We start from the raw sequence: 16,045 nt of genomic DNA on the forward strand, positions 1-16,045 counted from the left end.
TCTGCGCGGCGATCTGGCGAAGAAACAGGCGGCACGGCTAGTTTCTTGCGCTACAAATTCTTGCGTCATAGGCGCGGCTCGGGCGCGAGCGACATCCAGGTCAGACGCCAAGCGCCGTCGACGCGCGCGCCTGCCCGATAGTACGGCACGAATGCCAGCGGCGTGCGCCGCGCGGGACTGAGCACGATCGCCGGCCCCTCTTCTTGGTCCGACGCTGGTTCGACTCGCAGCCATTGCTCCGGCGCTCCTTGCGCCAGCAACAGCGACTCCTCGGTCTTGTAGCCGTCGATCAGCCCGGTCGCGTAGACCAGCGGCCCACGCGTGATCGCAAGGTAGTCGTGGCGCAGCACTTCCTGGTGCACAGGCGAGCCGTCGGGGGCGCGCGATTCCTGCACGTTGCGATGTGCGCGGTAGTGAACCTGCGGCGTCATCGGGAAATCGAGCGCGACGCTGTCGCCTGCCTGCCATTCGCGTTCGATCGTTGCGTAGTCACCGGGTCGGACATCGCTCTCGACGGGCTCGCCGTTGACGCGGATCGACGCGTTCTTCGCCCAGGACGGAATGCGCAAGCGCAGGGTGAAGCGCGTGGGGCGTTCGAGCGCCAGTCGCAGGCGAGCGCTGCCGTCGAACGGATAGCGCGTTTCCTGTTCGATGACGACCTCGCCGGCCTGCACCAGCGCGAACCTGGCCATGCCCGGCGCATACAGGTTCACGTCGATGCCGTATGTTCGCGTCGAGTAAACCAGCGCCGGCAATTCCTCCAGCGCCATCGCACCCGATGACTTGCAGCAACGCCAATAGGTCGTGTGCACGCGTTTGCCGTTGGCATACGAGTAGTAGCACCAGTCCTCGCCGTTCGGCGCGAACGCGCCGAGCAGGTCGTTGTACGCACTGCGCTCGATCTCCTCGGCATACTTCGCCGCGCCGGTGATCGCGAGCAGCTCGCGATTGAGCTGGATCCAGGCCAGCGTCGAGCAGGTCTCGACGTAAGCCTGCGGAAAGAACGTGCCGGGCGCATTGAACACCTCGCGCGAACGATGCGCGACGCCGCCCCACGGGCCGCCGCCGAGGCTCAGGTGATGCTCGCGGATATTCGCCCAGAGGTTCTCGACTGCGCGCAAATACTCCGGCGCGCCCGTCGCGCGATGTAGCTTGGCCAGACCGACGAGGTTCCAGATCAGCTGGTACGCCTTGCCCGTCGCGATCTCGCTCGCGTCCGCGCCGGCAAGCGCTTTCATGAGCAGGGCAAGATCGGGATTGGCGTCGGCCTGTTGCAGGATCAGCAAGGCCAGATCGAGATAGCGCTGCTCGTTGGTCGTGAAATACAACTCGACTGCCGCGTCGAGCAAAACGGTCGCCGACATGCCGTGATGGTTGCCGAGTTCGCAGATATCGATGCCGCCTTCGCGCAGCGTGTGCCAGCATAGATCGCCGATGCGTCGCGCCGCGGCCAGATAGCGCGCGTCGGGAAAATGCTTGTTCACCTCGACGAGGCCGAGCATCAGATAGGCGTGGATCCAGATGTCCCAGGTGCGCGGTATCGGCTCGCCATTCCACGACTTCGGCTTCGGCGCATGCTTGACCATGAAGCGCCGCTCGGGCGCGTAGGTGCCGAGATAGCCGTCGCTGTCCTGGCGCGCGACGAGGAAATCGGCGACGCGGCGGATGCGTGCGCCCAGCTGCGGGTCCTGCGTGCGCGCCGCACTCTTCGCTGCAGCGTACAACCACTTGCCCGCGTGCTCGCCGTACCAGTCGCCTTCGCGGTTCTGTGCGACGTGTTCGACCGCGAAGATCGCGATCGCCGGACTCGTTTCGTCGATGATGAAATGGCTCAGCCGTCCCGCGGCGTTCGCACGCAGCGCCTCGCCGAGCGGGCCATGCAGTTCGATGCGGAGCGGAAGCGAAGCGGATTCGTTCATGGCTGCAGATACTCGGCGATCGCGCGGATTTCCTCGCTGCTCAGGCCGCGCGCCTGAGCGCGCATCGCACCCTGCGCCAGCGCTTCGACGATGGCGGCGCGACCGCGCGTGGCAATCTGTTGGCGTGGTGGAATCGCGCCCTGTGCATGGTCGTGGCAGGCGGAGCAGCGCGCGGCATACAGGGCCTCGCCGTTGATCGGACCTGCTGGTTTCACGCTGGCCGATTCCTTCGTTTCGTCTCTTGCGACGACATTGTGCCGCACGACGGATCTGCCAAGGCCGAACGCTTGGATACGGTCGGTGCCGACGATGACTTGGCCGCGCGCGATCAGCGCCTCGTTGTACTTGCCGCTGGTATACAGATCGCCGGTTTCGCTGCGCCAGAGCAGATCGAGAGTCATCGCATCGAAAGCGTACAACACGGGTCGCGGTGAATCGTCGCCCGAAAGCAACGCCGCGCGAGTCGCGTTCTCGTCGAGCACCCAGACGACGGCGGCGTCTGCACCATTGCTCGTGACCACGGGCGGACCGGGATTTTCGAGCACGACCGAATCCTGGGTACGCGCGAGCTTGAGGTACGCGGATCGGCCTGCTCGCGTGACGACTTCAAGCCGCGCGAGCGAAGGTGCGACGCTGACCGACGAATCCGGCGCCTTCTTCGCGTTGCCGGTGACGAAGACATGATCGGTGCCCTGCGCGTCGCGGAACACCGCCGGCACCGAACGCGAACGCGCGGCACCGAGCGCGGCATCCTTGTCCGAATACGGCCCGAATACATTGAGCGGGCCGCGCGTGCCGAACTGCGGTTGTGCGTCGGGCGCGAGCAAGGAGGCATCGCTGCTTGCATTTCCGCCGCAGGCCGGACGCCGATCGAGGCGGCCGGGCAGGCGCGCACGATCGAGCAGGTAGACATTGCCCTGCTTGCCGCCGACCGCAAGCAAGCGCGGCGTTGCGCTAGCTTTCGCGTCGACGGCCGGCAACAGCGCGACGCCGCCCGAACCCAGATCCACGTCGTTGGCCGCGGTTGCGCAGTGGTTGAACGGCGTGTACGTGCCGGTGAGCGCGAGCGCGCCGTCGGCGTAGGCGAACTTCAATACCGATTGCGTCCAGTCGTGCACCTGGTCGACGTAACCGCCGAAGCCGGTGCCGGTCGCGACAAAGATGCTGCCGTCGTCATCGATGCTGGCGCCGGCGGAGCCCCAGATGCCGCCGCTGCCGCGATGCGGCATCGCCGACACGGCGAATGCGCTCGTTACCGTCGCGCGTTGGGTGTCGTTTGCGACCAGCCAACCGGTTTCGGTTTCGCCGAAGCCGATATAGAGCGCGTTGCCGTCGGGACTCAAATTGAGCGCGCCGCGCTGCACGCGAAAATCGTGGCGCCGCTTCGGCGGCACGGGCATCGGCCCAGCATTGCGGTTGAGCGCGTTGAATGTCTTCTCGTCGAGTTGCACCGGCCAGCCGGGCAGCACCGTGCCGCTGCCGAGATCGAGTGCGTACGCCTGCCAGCGCTTTTCCGGATCGCAGCTGGTGACGTACAAACGATCGCGCGCGCGATCGATCACGGGTGTGGCGAGCACGCCGGTCGCCACGCCGTCGAGCGGCGCGGGCTGCAGGCGGCATGGCAACGCGAGGCGCGTGCGCCAAAGGATGCGACCCGGCGCGATATCGCCGTTCTTCGTCGCGTTGATCGCATAGACATAACCATTGCTGCTCGCCGCGATCACGGCGGCGAACGTCTGCGTCTTGAACGGGCCCGCGGAGATTCCCAGGCCGTCGACGTAGAGCGGCGAGGCGTATAGCCGCGGCGGTTGGCCGTCGACGATATCGAGTTGAGGAGATTCCCATTGCAGGCCGAGCGAGGACGCCTTGATCTGCGCCGGCGTCAGCGTTGTTTCCGCCGCATACCAGCCGCTGCGTTGTGCGTCGTGATGGAATGTCGACACATCGGCTTTCGCAGAGGTCGCCTGCGGTGCGGCCGACTCGATGGCCGTTTGTGGTGGAGGCGAAGGCAGACCATTCGTTGGCACCTCGGCATGCGCGGTCCAAAGGATCGCGTTGAGCAGTACCCTGCGCAGCGGTTCCGTGTCGAATGCGGCGAGAAAGTGCGCGCCGCTGTAGGTGAACGAGCGACCGCGACGGTCGCGTTCGAATGCCCAGGCGACGACGATGTCCTCAGGCCGGTCGTCGACGACCGCAGTGCCATCGCGATACTGCACGTGCAGCGTGGCGTGCAGGATCGGCACGATCGGCTTGTCGCCGCGACGGAACGTCGGATAGAACTCGTCGCGATAGGCGAACGCGTCGACGCCTCGCGCAATGGGATGTTGTAGGTCGGCTACCTGCACATCGGCATATTCGGTCGTGCGGTCGAACATGCCGTAACGCGCCGCGCCGAGCCAGCGCGGCAGATCGATGCTCGCGCCGCCGGCGGGCAAGGTCGAGGCCTGATGCAAGGCGACGAGGCCGACGCCGCGCGCGACGACTTCTTCGAATTGCGTGCGCCGTTGCGCATCGAGTAGCGGATGTTTTTCCGCGCCATCGAAATACCAGACCACACTCGCCGCGCCGTCGAATGCATGCGGATCGGACGGCCAGCCATCGGGATAGCTCTTCACCTGCAGTCCGCGCGGCGCATCGGGTGAAGACAGGAGCGCGCGTTCGAGCAGGCGGATAGCCGAGGGATAGTCGTGCTTGCCCGGACCTTCGCTCTTCGCGCCGCCGATCAGCACGATCCGAATCGGGTTGCCCGCGCCTGCGGCTGCGGGTTCAACGCGCAGGCAAGCGCTCGAAGCCAGAACCAGCATGAAGCAGAACCGGAGCACGCGCATGCTCAGGCATCGACGGCGCAGCGAAAGCCGATCAGGCCCGAACGGTCCTTGCCCGGCGCCATGAGCAGGAGCTTGCCGTGCTGATCGAGCCGGTGCGCTTGCGGGAAATACCAATGCGAAGTCTGCGGCATGTAAGAGCTGCCGCCGCGCAACACCGCGGCGCGCGTGTGTTCGTCCTCGAATTCGTCGGTCCACTGCCAGACGTTGCCAACGAGATCGAGCACGCCGAACGGACTGGCGCCTCGCGGATGCGCATCGACATCGGCGGGCGGCACGAGATGACGACCGCGATTCGTCTTCGGCACTGCGGCCTCGCTCCAGTCGTTGCCCCACGGGTACGCGCGACCGTCGTTGCCTTGAGCGGCGTACTGCCATTCCCATTCGCGCGGCAGGCGCTTGCCGGCCCAGGCCGCATAGGCGCGTGCGTCTTCGAGCGAGACCCAGGTGACTGGCTTGTTCCCCCAGCCCGGCTGCGGCGCGCCGTCTTTCCAGTCACGCAGGAAATTGTGCGCGTCGCGTGGAACATACTTCGTCGCATCAATGAATTTCTTGAACTGCGCATTCGTCACCGGCGTGCGGTCGATGTGGAATCTTTCGATGCGCATGCGCCGGCGATGGCTGCGCCGGGCGCTCGATTCCCACGGATATTGCACGTCGAGGCCGGCCCAGGTCTGGCCTTCGATTTCGATGCCTTGCACGAGGAAGTCGAAGTCGCCGGCGGGAATGGTGACCATGCCATCGTGGGCGCTCGCGGCCGACTTCGTCGGTTCGATCGCGACGAGTCGCTGCGGAATCGAATGCCACGTGTTCGACAGGGACTGCAGCGGTGTTTTTGCGCGTTCGCGCATCTGCACGAGGAACGCGTCCAGAGCATCGATCTGCACGCCCGCGTCGACCGCGAGCAGCGCGCCGAAGCCGTGCGCTTCGAGCGCGAACTCGAACACCGCTTTGTCACCATCGATGCGCGGTGTCAGCGCGACGCCGTGCCAGAGGTCGAAATAACGCGCGCCGTCGCGATACGGCACGTCGATCTGCTCGCCGTTGAGCGCGTACTCGTTGCGATTGACGAAATTCCACACGGTCACGCCGTCACGCGGAAATTCGCTCGCGAACACGCCGGCTTGCAGCGTCTTCGCATACGGCCGCCAATCCGCGCTCGTCATCTGCGCGGCGAACTTGCGCTCGATCAGCATGCAGCGGCGCAGCGCTTCGGCGTTGCGCGGCGTGAACTGGTTCCAGATGCCCCAGATGTTTTCCCAGGCGTTGTAGCCGACGCCGTTGAAGAACATGTACTGCAGATCGTTCGTGCGCTCGCGGCCCCAGCGGTTTTCGTAGTGGATCATGTGGCGCGGTTCGAGCCACTTGAACTTGGCCACCGACGGCACGACGTCGGCCGGCGCCTTCTTGCCCCAGCTCGACACGTTCCAGATCAATTGTTCCTCGGCGCTGATCGTCGATTCGGGTTCGAGCACGACCGGGCAGCCCAAGGCGTCACAGCTATCGAAAAACGCGCGAGGTACGCCGTTGTAAGTATCGCCGTTGATACCGTCGGCACCGACCGCCTTGACGATCTTCGCGACCGCGAGCCAGTCGGCTTCGCCCTGCTCGCGCGTGCCGTGGTCCCATGGCATCGTCGGCAGGAACACCTTGACGCCACGGCGATGGAAATCGGCGACCGCAGCGCGCAGGCCATCGAGGCCGCCAGGCAGGTCGCGGGCGAGATCGAACTGGTTGCGATCGTCGACGCCGATGTTCGGATAGACATACCAGATCAGCACGCTGTCGATGCCGCCATAGCGTGCTTCGAGATCGTCGAGATAGCGGTCGACGGTATATTTTTGCGCAACCGGATCGTAGAAATAGCGATCCTCGACCATCATCTGCGCGTGGACGAAGTTGCGCTGCGCCCATTGCAGTTCGGGCCGACGATAGTTCGCGTCGTCGTAGCCGATGCGCGTCAAATGCTCGCGGCGCCATTCGCGCAAGGAGGCGATCCAGTCGTCGCTGCTCGCGTTGACGTCGATCGTCCAGTGGCCGATTTCGGCGAACGGCCAGCCCGGCGCCTTGCCCGGCGTCGGCAGGTAGCGGCCCGTGGTGACGTGCGAGAAGTGGTAGTGCGTCTTGCGCGGCGGGTCTTCGTCGGCCGGGTTCATGGTGCGTGGTCAGTTGTGTTCGGGCAGGCCGCAGTACGCGGCGAGTTCGCGCAGCGCGGCGGCGTTGTTCACCGTCGTCGCATGGCTGCGCATGAAAGTTTCAACTTCGACGTGCTCCGGTACGCCAGTCTGTGCGCCGAGGCGCGTGGTCGCGAGCGCACCTGCGGCACTGGCGCGCGCAAGCGCGGTCGGCAGATCGAGGCCGGCGCCGAGCGCGGCAGTGAACGCGCCGCAGAATGTGTCGCCCGCGCCGGTCGTGTCGACCGGATCGACGCGATACGCGGCTTGCAGATGGAATTTGCCGCGCATGCGCGCGCAAGCGCCGCGCGCGCCTAGCGTGACGATCACGCAGGGCACGGAGAGATGCGTCAACGCCTCGGCGATATTGCCGTGAATACCGGTGATCGTCGCGAGTTCGCCTTCGTTGACAATCAGCACATCGAGCGCATCGAGCAGCGCGATCGGCAGTTCGCGCGCAGGCGCGCCATTGAGCACGACTTTCACTCCCACCGTGTGTGCCGCGATGGCATACGCCGTGACCGTGTCGATCGGCGTTTCGAGCTGCAGCAGCAAATGGCTCACGTTGGCGAGCGAAGGCAGATGCGTGGCGCGCAGTGTGTTGTTCGCGCCAGGCGCCACGGTGATCGCGTTCTCCGCATCGTCGGCAAGGCAGATGAACGCAGTACCCGTGGCGATGCCGGGCATACGCACGATCAGCAATTCGACGCCGGCGCCGCGCAGCGACGCTTCGAGTTGTTGCGCGTACGGATCGTCGCCGAGCGCGAGCAGCATGCGTGTCGCCGCGCCGCCGGCGCGCGCGCAGGCGACGGCCTGGTTCGCGCCTTTGCCGCCGGGGAACGTCGCGAAGTCGCGCCCGAGCACGGTCTCGCCCGGCGCGGGCACGTGCGCTGCGCGCACGACAAAGTCGAGGTTGGCGGAACCGGCGACGAGGATGCCGCTCCGGGAAGATACGAGGCTCATGCGATCGATACCGGACGCTAGTTTCAGGATGGCCGGTCGATTCTATGCCGGATGCACCGCCCGGGAGGCGGAAAAAGAAACCGCCGCGGGTTGGAGGGGCCGCGGCGGCGGAACCATGCAGCATGAATGGAGGGCAATGCGCTGCATGGCGGGTGAAACACTCAGAACGAGAATTTGTCGGTGATCGAGACGACGCGGCCGCGGCCGGCGAAGAAGTTCTGGAAACTGTCGACTTGGTTGAAGGCGAGGATGTATTGCCTATCGAGCAGGTTCTCGACACCGAGGGTCAGCTTGCCGAACTTGCGCGCGTCGTAGTTGATCTCGAGATCCCACAGGGTGTAGCCGCCGATATGCTCGGCCGCGCTCGTGCCCTGATTGAGATTACGTGACAGCAGCGTGGTCCCACCGAGCGTCGCGTTACCGTAGTCGGAGAAATTCCAGGTCAGCGAGGCACCGAGCTTGGCCGGCATCACGTCGGTCACACCCATGTGCTTGCTCAGCGGGCCGTTCGCGGTGAACACGGTGTAGCCCATCGCGCGTGAGTAGATCAAGGTTGCTTTCCAGTCGTCGGTGAAGCGGAAATCGCCTGAGAACTCGTAGCCTTTGATGTCGACCGGCGCGCGGTTCATGATGTAGTCGCCCGTGGTCGGATCGACCGAGAGCGATACGCCGAACTGCGATGTGGACTTGTACGCCGACGCCGAGAGTCCCGCGCGTTCGCCGCGCCAGTTGAAACCGACTTCCTCGTTGCGCACGATGATCGCCTGCAGGTCCTGCATCTGCGCGACCGATACGCCGGGCTTGTTGACGTTGCGCAGCGGAATGCCGGCGTTGGGCAGGGTGAAGCCCTTGCTCCACGAGGCGAACGCGGACCAGCCGTCGGCGAAGCGCCAGATCGCGCCGACATTGGGCAAGTTGTTCTGGTAGTCGATCGTGCCGCCCTTGACCGCGACGCGATTGCGGTAATACGTCGTCGTGTAGTCGTTGACCTCGAGCTGGCCGTCCTCACGACGGATGCCGCCGACGATGGTCACCGGTCCGATGTCCCACGACAACTGCGCATACGGCGCCCAGCTCGTGTAGTCCATCGGCGGCACCCAGAGGCGGTTGGTGATCGCCAACTTCTGCTGGGCCACGTCCTCGACCCAATCGACGCCGGTATGCAGTTCGAGGCCGCTGACGCCGAACAGGTCGGGCCGCGTCCACGAGGTGCGCAGGCCCTTCTTTTGCGAATTGATTTCCGACTGGTCGATCAGCGTGCCGAGCGGGGCGATCAACGGGTCCTGCTTGTCGGGTGTCGCCTCGGGCAGGAAGCGCATCGCCTGGCTCGCCTTGTACACGTCCATCGCCAGCGCACCGCCGAAGAAGTCGTTGTTGAGGTACTTGAGCTGGGCCTGCCAGAAATCGTTGAACGGCGTGTACGTGCCCGGATTGTGGCCGGGTACCGAGGTGTCGGTGATGCCCTTGCTGCGGTCGCCGAGCTGCTCGATGTAGTTGTCTTTGCCGTCGATCTTGAACTTGCTCAGAGTCAGTTGCACGCGCTGCGAGTTGCCCTCGCCGAAGTCGTAGCCGAACTTGCCGAAGAAGTTGTCCGAAGTCGTGTCGGCAAGCGAGCCGGACTGGTTCATGCCGATGCGCCGGCCGTTCGCGTCCCAGGTGATGCCGCGGTCGATATAGGAGCCGGCGAGATACATGTCGAAGTCGCCGCTCTTATGCGCCCAGTTCGCGCCGACCTTGTAGCCCGAAGAGTCGTCCTTGAACTGGGTCGAGTAGCGCATCGTCAGGTCGACCTGGTCGCCTTCCTTCTGCGCGCTCTTCGAGATGTAGTTGATGATGCCGCCGGCCGCGCCGATGCCTTCGGCTGCGGAAGGGCCGTTGATCACTTCGATGCGGTCGATGATGCCCATGTCGGTGAACGTGCCGTTGCGCGTGCCTTCGCGCAGCGGCGAACCCTGCGGGATGCCGTCGAACAGGCGCAACGGAATGCGCCCGCGCAGGTTCTCGCCGGTGTTGCTCATCGCCTGCGAGGATTCAGCATAGCCGGGCACGGTGCGTGAGAGTACGGCGGTGGCATCGTCGGTCAGTGCGAGCGTGCGGTCGACCTCAGCCCTGGTCACCACCACGATCGCGCCCGGAATCTTGTCTACGGCCTTCGCGCTGCGCGAGCCCGTGGTCACGGTGACGGTTTCGAGCTCCTGCTTGGGTTTGTCGTCCGGCGCGGTGCTCCCGGCCTGGGCTGGTTCGGTGGGCGCGTCTGCGCTGGCGATTGCGCTGGCGGCATCGTCGGCGTGTGCACTCGCGGCGGCCGCGAGCACGATGCAGCCGAGCGCGGCGGTAATGGGTCTGGTCATTTGGTTCTCCCCGATCGTTTCTAAGGTGGAGCCGCACGGCTCGGCTCCGCTGGCGTCCAAACCTGCCCGTCCGGGCCAGGCATTGCGCTGCGCGTCTCATTGCGGACGCTTTGAATGCAGCACTCGACGCTGGGAGCCTAGGCGCTCGCGCAGGGGAGAGGAATCGCCCGCGCCTATGTTCAGACTCTACTTTTTGTTGTCATCGCAGCGCGCGCTTCGGCGAGCAGCACGGTGACCAGGCGGATGCGCACGGTCGAACGCGACCAGACCGTGCCGATGCGGCGCGGTTCGCTCGGTTGCGGCAACGGCATGCGCACGAGCTGCAATCCTTCCGGCCACGGCTGCGCGTAGTCGGGCACGATCGACACGCCGAGGCCGCGGTCGACCATCACCGCGATCGCATTGAGCGCGTTCAGTTCGAAGCGCTCATGCGGCACGATGTCGTTTTCGCGCAGGTAGGCGTCGGCAAGGCGGCCGCCCCACTGATTGCGGTCGTAGCGGATCAGCGGCTCGTTCGCGAGCAATTCGTGCGGATCGCGGCCGGCATACTTTTTCGGTGCGATCAGCACGAGCGGCTCTTCGCGCAGCAGCTGCCAGTCGCAGGTTTTCGGCAGCGCGTACGGCGCCTGCAGCACGAGCGCTGCATCGAGTTCGCCGGCCTCCACGGCTCGGTACAACTCTGCCGAGTATCCCGGGCGGATGAACACGTTGATCTGCGGAAACTTCGCGACCATGCGCGCGAGGATGTCCGGCAGCATGCCGGCGAGCGCGGTCGGGCACGCGCCGAGGCGCAACTCGCCCGACACCGAACCGTCGTTGGCGATGCTGCGCAGGTCGGCGACGTCGCGCAGCAGTGCGCGTGCGCGGTCGAGGATGCGCGCGCCTTCCTCGGTCACGCTGACCGTGCGGCCGACGCGCGCGATCAGCGGTACGCCGAACTCGCGTTCGAGCGTGCGGATCTGCTGCGCGACTGCCGCCGGGGTAATGTCGAGCACGCGCGCCGCCGCTGCCATCGAGCCGCGCTCGACGACGTTGACGAAGGTGTGAAGGAATTGGGTGTCCATCGCACTATCCTAACGTTGTTCGCGCCGCGCTCGCATTTGGCTTGCCATTACAGTTTTCAGCGGAATGACGAAAAAACACATCAGTCGTCACGATAGATGGTCAACCCCGCGAGCGATCGCGTCGGCGCCGGGAACAGCAGACTCGCGAGATAGCCGATCACGATGCACAACATGATCGAGATCGCGAGGTAGAAATACGGATGCACGATCTTGAGCGACCAGATTCCCAAGGTCAGCAGCATGCTCGAGGCAATGCCGATCGCAACGCCTTGCCAGTTGGCGCGGCGCGTGAACATGCCGAGCGTGTACGCGCCGGCGAAGCCGCCGCCGAGCAGGCCGGCCAGTTCGATCGAAACGTCGAACAGCGAATGGATGTCGAAGCGCGAGAGCAGCAGTGCGATGCCGATGCCGACGAGGCCCGCGGCAACGGTCATGAGCTCGGCGAAGCGCACGCTCTTGCGCGGGTCGGGGTTCTTCACGAGCTTCTCGTAGAAGTCGACCGAGGCCAGCGTCGCGACTGAATTCATGATGCCCGACAGCGTCGCCATCGCTGCGGCGAAGATGCCGGCAATAATCAGACCGGTGACGCCGCTGGGTAATTCCGCGGCGATGAACAGCGGGAACGTCGCGTCGATCGGCAGCAGCGGGTTCATGCGCTCGGGATGTGTCTTGTAGAACACGAACAACGCGGTGCCGATCGTGTAGAAGACGAAGCCGCCGGGAATCATGATTGCGGCGAAGGCCCAGATCGAGCGACCGGCCTCCTTGTCGGACTTCGTCGACAGCACACGTTGCATCAGCACTTGGTCTTTCGGGAATGTGAGCACGACGTCGAACACGACGAGGAAGAGGAAACCCCATACCGTCGCGCGGGTCAGGTCGAAGCTGAAGTCGAACAGCTTGGTTTTGTGCTCGGCGAGTGCGGTCGTGACGAATTCGCCGAAACCGCCGTGCAGATGCCAGACGATGAAGCCGATCGCGAAGATCGCTCCGCCCATCTTCACGATCACCTGGACGAAGTCGGTCCAGATCACCGCCTTCATGCCGCCGAGCGCGGTGTAGATGATGGTGAAGCCGCCCATGAGCAGGATGCTCCAGGTCACGTCGATGCCGGTGATCGTCGCGATCGCGAGCGCGGGCAGGAACAGGATCACGCTCATGCGGCTGCCGAGCTGCATCGCGATGCACAGCGCGCTCGCGAGCATGCGAATCGCCGGATGGAAGCGCGTTTCGAGGTAGGAAAACACGCTCATCAGGTCGAGCCGACGCAGCAGCGGCACGATAACGATCGCGACGAAGACGAGACCGCATACCGCGATCAGGTTGTTCGTCATGTACGTCCAGTTGGTCTCGAACGCTTTCGCCGGAATCGCGATGAAGCTGATCGAGCTCGTGTTCGCCGCGTACAGGCTGACGCCGGCGGCCCAGAACGGGATGCTGCGGCCACCGACGAAGAATTCGGAGGTCGAGTTGTGCTTGTCGCGCAGGTAGAAGTACATGCCGATGCCGATCATCGCCGCGAGGTAGACGACGATGACGACCCAGTCCAGCCACTTGAGCAGCAGCTTGCCGGCCTCGATCTCGGCGTAGCCGAACGCGATCGCCCCGTCCGCGCCGCCCTGCGCCCAGAGCATGCCGTCGTTCCACGCGGTCGCACCACGCGCGTCAATCGTGCCCGCGTCGGCGAGCGTAGCCCAGGCGCCGGTGATCGTGTGGTAGCTGACCATCTTCGTCGTGCCCGCGACTTCGCGCACGAGATAGAGCACCGTGGCCTGGCCGATTGCGCGCGCGGAACCGGGAACGATCTTGCCGGGCGCGACGGAGAGATCCTGCCAGCCCTTGTCCGCCGACCAGCGCCAGAGGCGGTCGCCACCGTCACCGGCAACGGTGACGAATACGGCCGAAGTCTGCAGCGCGACCGAGTTTGCCGCGCCACCGGGGAACTCGGGCAGGGCCTGCCACTGCGGTTCCTTCGTCAGCGGCGAAAGTTGCAGCACGAAGGTCCTGCCGCCCGCGTCGGCTCCGGCGACGGCGAGTGCGTCGCCCTTGAGCGCGGCCTGAGCGCGAATCAGGGGAATTGGCAGAGGCGGCAACACGCTCGACTTCAATGCTCCGTTGTCTAGCGACCATTGCGTAACGCGATCGACGACGGCTGAATCAACAGATCCGGTCAACACGAACGTGCGCATGCCGTCGCTTGTGACGCTGCGCGCAGCTGCGGACGCCGCCACATCGACTCGGTTCCAGGCTCTGCGTTCCGCATCGAGCACGAACACGCCTTGTTCGGCCACCGCGAGCGGCCGCGCATCGATCGAGGCAAGGCCGATCAGCGGGCCGGCATCGTTCAATGTGGGCAGCGTACCGGTCTTGACCGTAGTCAGGTTTTCCGCGCCCGCAGCGGCGGCGAATCCGAGCAGCAGAACGCCGACAGCGAGTTTTTGCGCGCCGGCAAGGATCGAACGAAACATCGGATTCACTCAATTCCCCATCTTGTTTTTCTTGGCGCTGATGCGCCTTATCGCTCGCCCGCCGCGGCGAGGATCGCCTCGGCGCGGCGCAGGAACGGCGCATCGATCATGCGCCCGTCGACGGTGAAGGCGCCACGCCCCAGCGCGGCCGCTTCCCGCGCGGCGGCGACGACACGTTGCGCGAATTCGACCTCGTCGGTCGCGAGCGCGAATGCGGAGTTCGCCAGCACTACCTGTTTCGGGTGGATGCAGGTCTTGCCGATAAATCCCAGGCTACGCGCCATGCGTGCCTCGGCGAGGTAACCGGCCTCGTCGACGACGTCGGCGCGCGCGCCGTCCAAGCACCAGACGCCGGCTTCGCCTGCGGCGAGACGCAGCGCGAACATCGCCGCATGCACATTGGCGGGATCGTAGCGATCGATGCCGAGCGGCTCGAACAGGTCGCCGAGGCCGAGCTGCAGCCCGCGCACGCGCGGGTGCGCGGCGGCGATCTGCGCGGCGTGGCGCAAGCCCTTGGCGCTTTCGATATTGACCAGCAAACCGGCCGACGCCGACGCGTCGGACGATTCCATGTGCGCGATCGCCGCTGCCGCGGCACGCACCTCGTCCGCCGATTCGCATTTGGGCAGGTTGATCAGATCGACGCAGGGCACGGCGAGCGCCTTGATGTCGTCGACGAAATGCGGCGTGCCCAGCGCGTTGACGCGCACGATGACGAGCTTGCCCGCCTCGCGCGCGGCGCCGGATTGTACGAATTCGGCGACTTGGCGGCGCGCGACCGCTTTGGCGTCTTCGGGCACGGCGTCTTCGAGATCGAAAGAGAGCGCGTCGGCCGCGCCGGTCGCACCTTTGGCGAAAAGCTCAGGGCGCGAGCCCGGCAGGAACAGTTTGCTGCGGATCAGTGGGGCCATGCGCGGCAGTGTGGGCGCGGGGGACGCGGAAAGGAATCAATGCCCGGATTTTCAGACGCAACTTTTCCTTGCGATTTCGCACTGCGACGGCGATTTGCCTGCAGCAAATTCTCCCAGAACCCCGCCGTGTCCCGACCGCGCTTGCGAAGATCAGTTTACGCGCGACATGGTCGTCAAAACAGGCGTTTGCGCTGCATGGCCCGCGTTGCGCGCAGGTTGTGGATAACTTTGTGCATAGCGAGCCGCTTGCGCATGACGAAAAAATCGGTTAGGCCGGCGTTCAGCCGGATTTTGACATCAAATTTCTGTATAAGCACATGATTTTCAATGTTTTATTTGCTGTCTTGCAATCGTAACGCCAGTGTAAAACGCTGCAATTGCAGCGAATGCTGCATTGTGTATAAATTCACCGCCTAAGCGCTTGTCGCGGCGTAAGAATTCGGCAACAAAGCACGCGTAATCTCAGCGCGTCAGGCGTCGCAACAAGGCTCAGGGAGTGGGACGTGGCGTGCGGGATGCGCACGGTGCGACAGGCTGCAGGGATGGCCGACACGGATGTACCGACGCCTGAGTTTTTACGCGCTCGCGTCTTTTCGGGACGACCAGGAAACGATCGGTGCACACGGAGCGTCGCACCGTCGTTTTCGCTTGTGCTTGCTACTGGAGCCAACCCATCTGTGCGAGCGAGGTGGTTGTGCCGGTGCCGACGACCAAGTGGTCGAGCACGCGCACGTCGATCATGCGCAGTGCGCGCTGTAATTCGGTGGTGACCTCGCGATCGGATTGGCTGGGTTCGGCGACGCCGGACGGATGGTTGTGCGCGAAAATCACCGCCGCCGCATTGTGCGCCAGGCAACGGCGCACTACTTCGCGCAAATGCACGCTGGCGCCGTTGATCGAACCGCGGAACAGTTCCTCGAACGCAATCATGCGATTGCGGTTGTCGAGGTAAAGGCAGGCGAACACCTCATAGGGATAGCTCGCCAGTTTCGCGCGCACGAAGTCCGCGCAGGCACGCGGATTGGTCAGGGAGTGGGGGCGCTCGAGATCGACGGCAAGATAGCGTCGGCCAAGCTCGAGCGCTGCGTGCAGTCGGCTTGCCTTGGCCGTGCCGAGTCCGGGCACGGCTGCGAGCGTGGCCGGTTCGAGCTCGAGCAGTGCCTTCAATCCGCCGTCACGTGCGAGCAGTTCACGCCCGAGGTCGACCGCGGTTTGTCCGCGCCGTCCGCTGGAGAGGAAGATTGCGATCAATTCCGCATCCGAGAGCGCACCGACGCCGCGCGCGAACAGTTTTTCGCGCGGGCGCTCCGCACTGGGCCAGTCGAGGATCGTCATGGTGAAAGTTTCAATCGATATGCCCCGCGGACGCA

At 64.9% G+C, this 16,045-nt stretch carries 9 protein-coding genes; all 9 read right to left on the reverse strand.

Annotated elements, in window-relative coordinates; all coding sequences use genetic code 11:
* Nucleotides 1–65 precede the first annotated feature (65 nt).
* Nucleotides 66–1,919, reverse strand: coding sequence for a glycoside hydrolase family 127 protein (locus tag F455_RS0105350; protein ID WP_018972248.1), 1,854 nt, complete (start codon nt 1,917–1,919; stop codon nt 66–68).
* Entirely contained in the window at nt 1,916–4,723 is a 2,808-nt protein-coding gene (locus F455_RS0105355; RefSeq protein WP_169337297.1) for a ThuA domain-containing protein, read from the reverse strand. Before F455_RS0105355 ends, F455_RS0105350 begins: the two co-directional genes overlap by 4 nt.
* Nucleotides 4,724–4,749: 26 nt before the next feature.
* Nucleotides 4,750–6,900: a formylglycine-generating enzyme family protein gene (locus F455_RS0105360; RefSeq protein ID WP_018972250.1), complete on the reverse strand. Its 2,151-nt coding sequence runs from the start codon at nt 6,898–6,900 to the stop codon at nt 4,750–4,752.
* Between the two features lie 9 nt (nt 6,901–6,909).
* A complete protein-coding gene (locus tag F455_RS0105365; protein WP_018972251.1) occupies nt 6,910–7,881 on the reverse strand; it encodes a ribokinase in 972 nt (323 codons plus the stop codon).
* A gap of 161 nt (nt 7,882–8,042) precedes the next feature.
* Complete coding sequence (locus F455_RS0105370; RefSeq protein ID WP_018972252.1) at nt 8,043–10,232, reverse strand: TonB-dependent receptor; 2,190 nt, start codon at nt 10,230–10,232, stop codon at nt 8,043–8,045.
* A gap of 179 nt (nt 10,233–10,411) precedes the next feature.
* Nucleotides 10,412–11,296 (reverse strand): LysR family transcriptional regulator, encoded by an 885-nt coding sequence (locus F455_RS0105375; protein WP_018972253.1) that lies wholly within the window; start codon nt 11,294–11,296, stop codon nt 10,412–10,414.
* 80 nt (nt 11,297–11,376) lie between these two features.
* Nucleotides 11,377–13,764: a sodium:solute symporter gene (locus tag F455_RS0105380; protein WP_157578463.1), complete on the reverse strand. Its 2,388-nt coding sequence runs from the start codon at nt 13,762–13,764 to the stop codon at nt 11,377–11,379.
* Nucleotides 13,765–13,811: 47 nt separating this feature from the next.
* Nucleotides 13,812–14,675 carry an HpcH/HpaI aldolase/citrate lyase family protein gene (locus tag F455_RS0105385; protein WP_018972255.1) on the reverse strand — a complete coding sequence of 288 codons (864 nt, stop codon included), beginning with the start codon at nt 14,673–14,675 and terminating at the stop codon, nt 13,812–13,814.
* A gap of 657 nt (nt 14,676–15,332) precedes the next feature.
* Complete coding sequence (gene radC, locus F455_RS0105395; protein ID WP_018972257.1) at nt 15,333–16,010, reverse strand: RadC family protein; 678 nt, start codon at nt 16,008–16,010, stop codon at nt 15,333–15,335.
* Between the last annotated feature and the right edge of the window lie 35 nt (nt 16,011–16,045).

This window comes from Rudaea cellulosilytica DSM 22992, from assembly GCF_000378125.1.
In the GTDB taxonomy this organism is placed as follows: Bacteria; Pseudomonadota; Gammaproteobacteria; order Xanthomonadales; family Rhodanobacteraceae; genus Rudaea; species Rudaea cellulosilytica.

Coding starts and splice junctions, on each gene's coding strand:
- F455_RS0105350 (WP_018972248.1), bottom strand. CDS start 1,919: ATGAACGAATCCGCTTCGCTTCCGCTCCGCATCGAACTGCATGGCCCG.
- F455_RS0105355 (WP_169337297.1), bottom strand. CDS start 4,723: ATGCTGGTTCTGGCTTCGAGCGCTTGCCTGCGCGTTGAACCCGCAGCC.
- F455_RS0105360 (WP_018972250.1), bottom strand. CDS start 6,900: ATGAACCCGGCCGACGAAGACCCGCCGCGCAAGACGCACTACCACTTC.
- F455_RS0105365 (WP_018972251.1), bottom strand. CDS start 7,881: ATGAGCCTCGTATCTTCCCGGAGCGGCATCCTCGTCGCCGGTTCCGCC.
- F455_RS0105370 (WP_018972252.1), bottom strand. CDS start 10,232: ATGACCAGACCCATTACCGCCGCGCTCGGCTGCATCGTGCTCGCGGCC.
- F455_RS0105375 (WP_018972253.1), bottom strand. CDS start 11,296: ATGGACACCCAATTCCTTCACACCTTCGTCAACGTCGTCGAGCGCGGC.
- F455_RS0105380 (WP_157578463.1), bottom strand. CDS start 13,764: ATGTTTCGTTCGATCCTTGCCGGCGCGCAAAAACTCGCTGTCGGCGTT.
- F455_RS0105385 (WP_018972255.1), bottom strand. CDS start 14,675: ATGGCCCCACTGATCCGCAGCAAACTGTTCCTGCCGGGCTCGCGCCCT.
- radC (WP_018972257.1), bottom strand. CDS start 16,010: ATGACGATCCTCGACTGGCCCAGTGCGGAGCGCCCGCGCGAAAAACTG.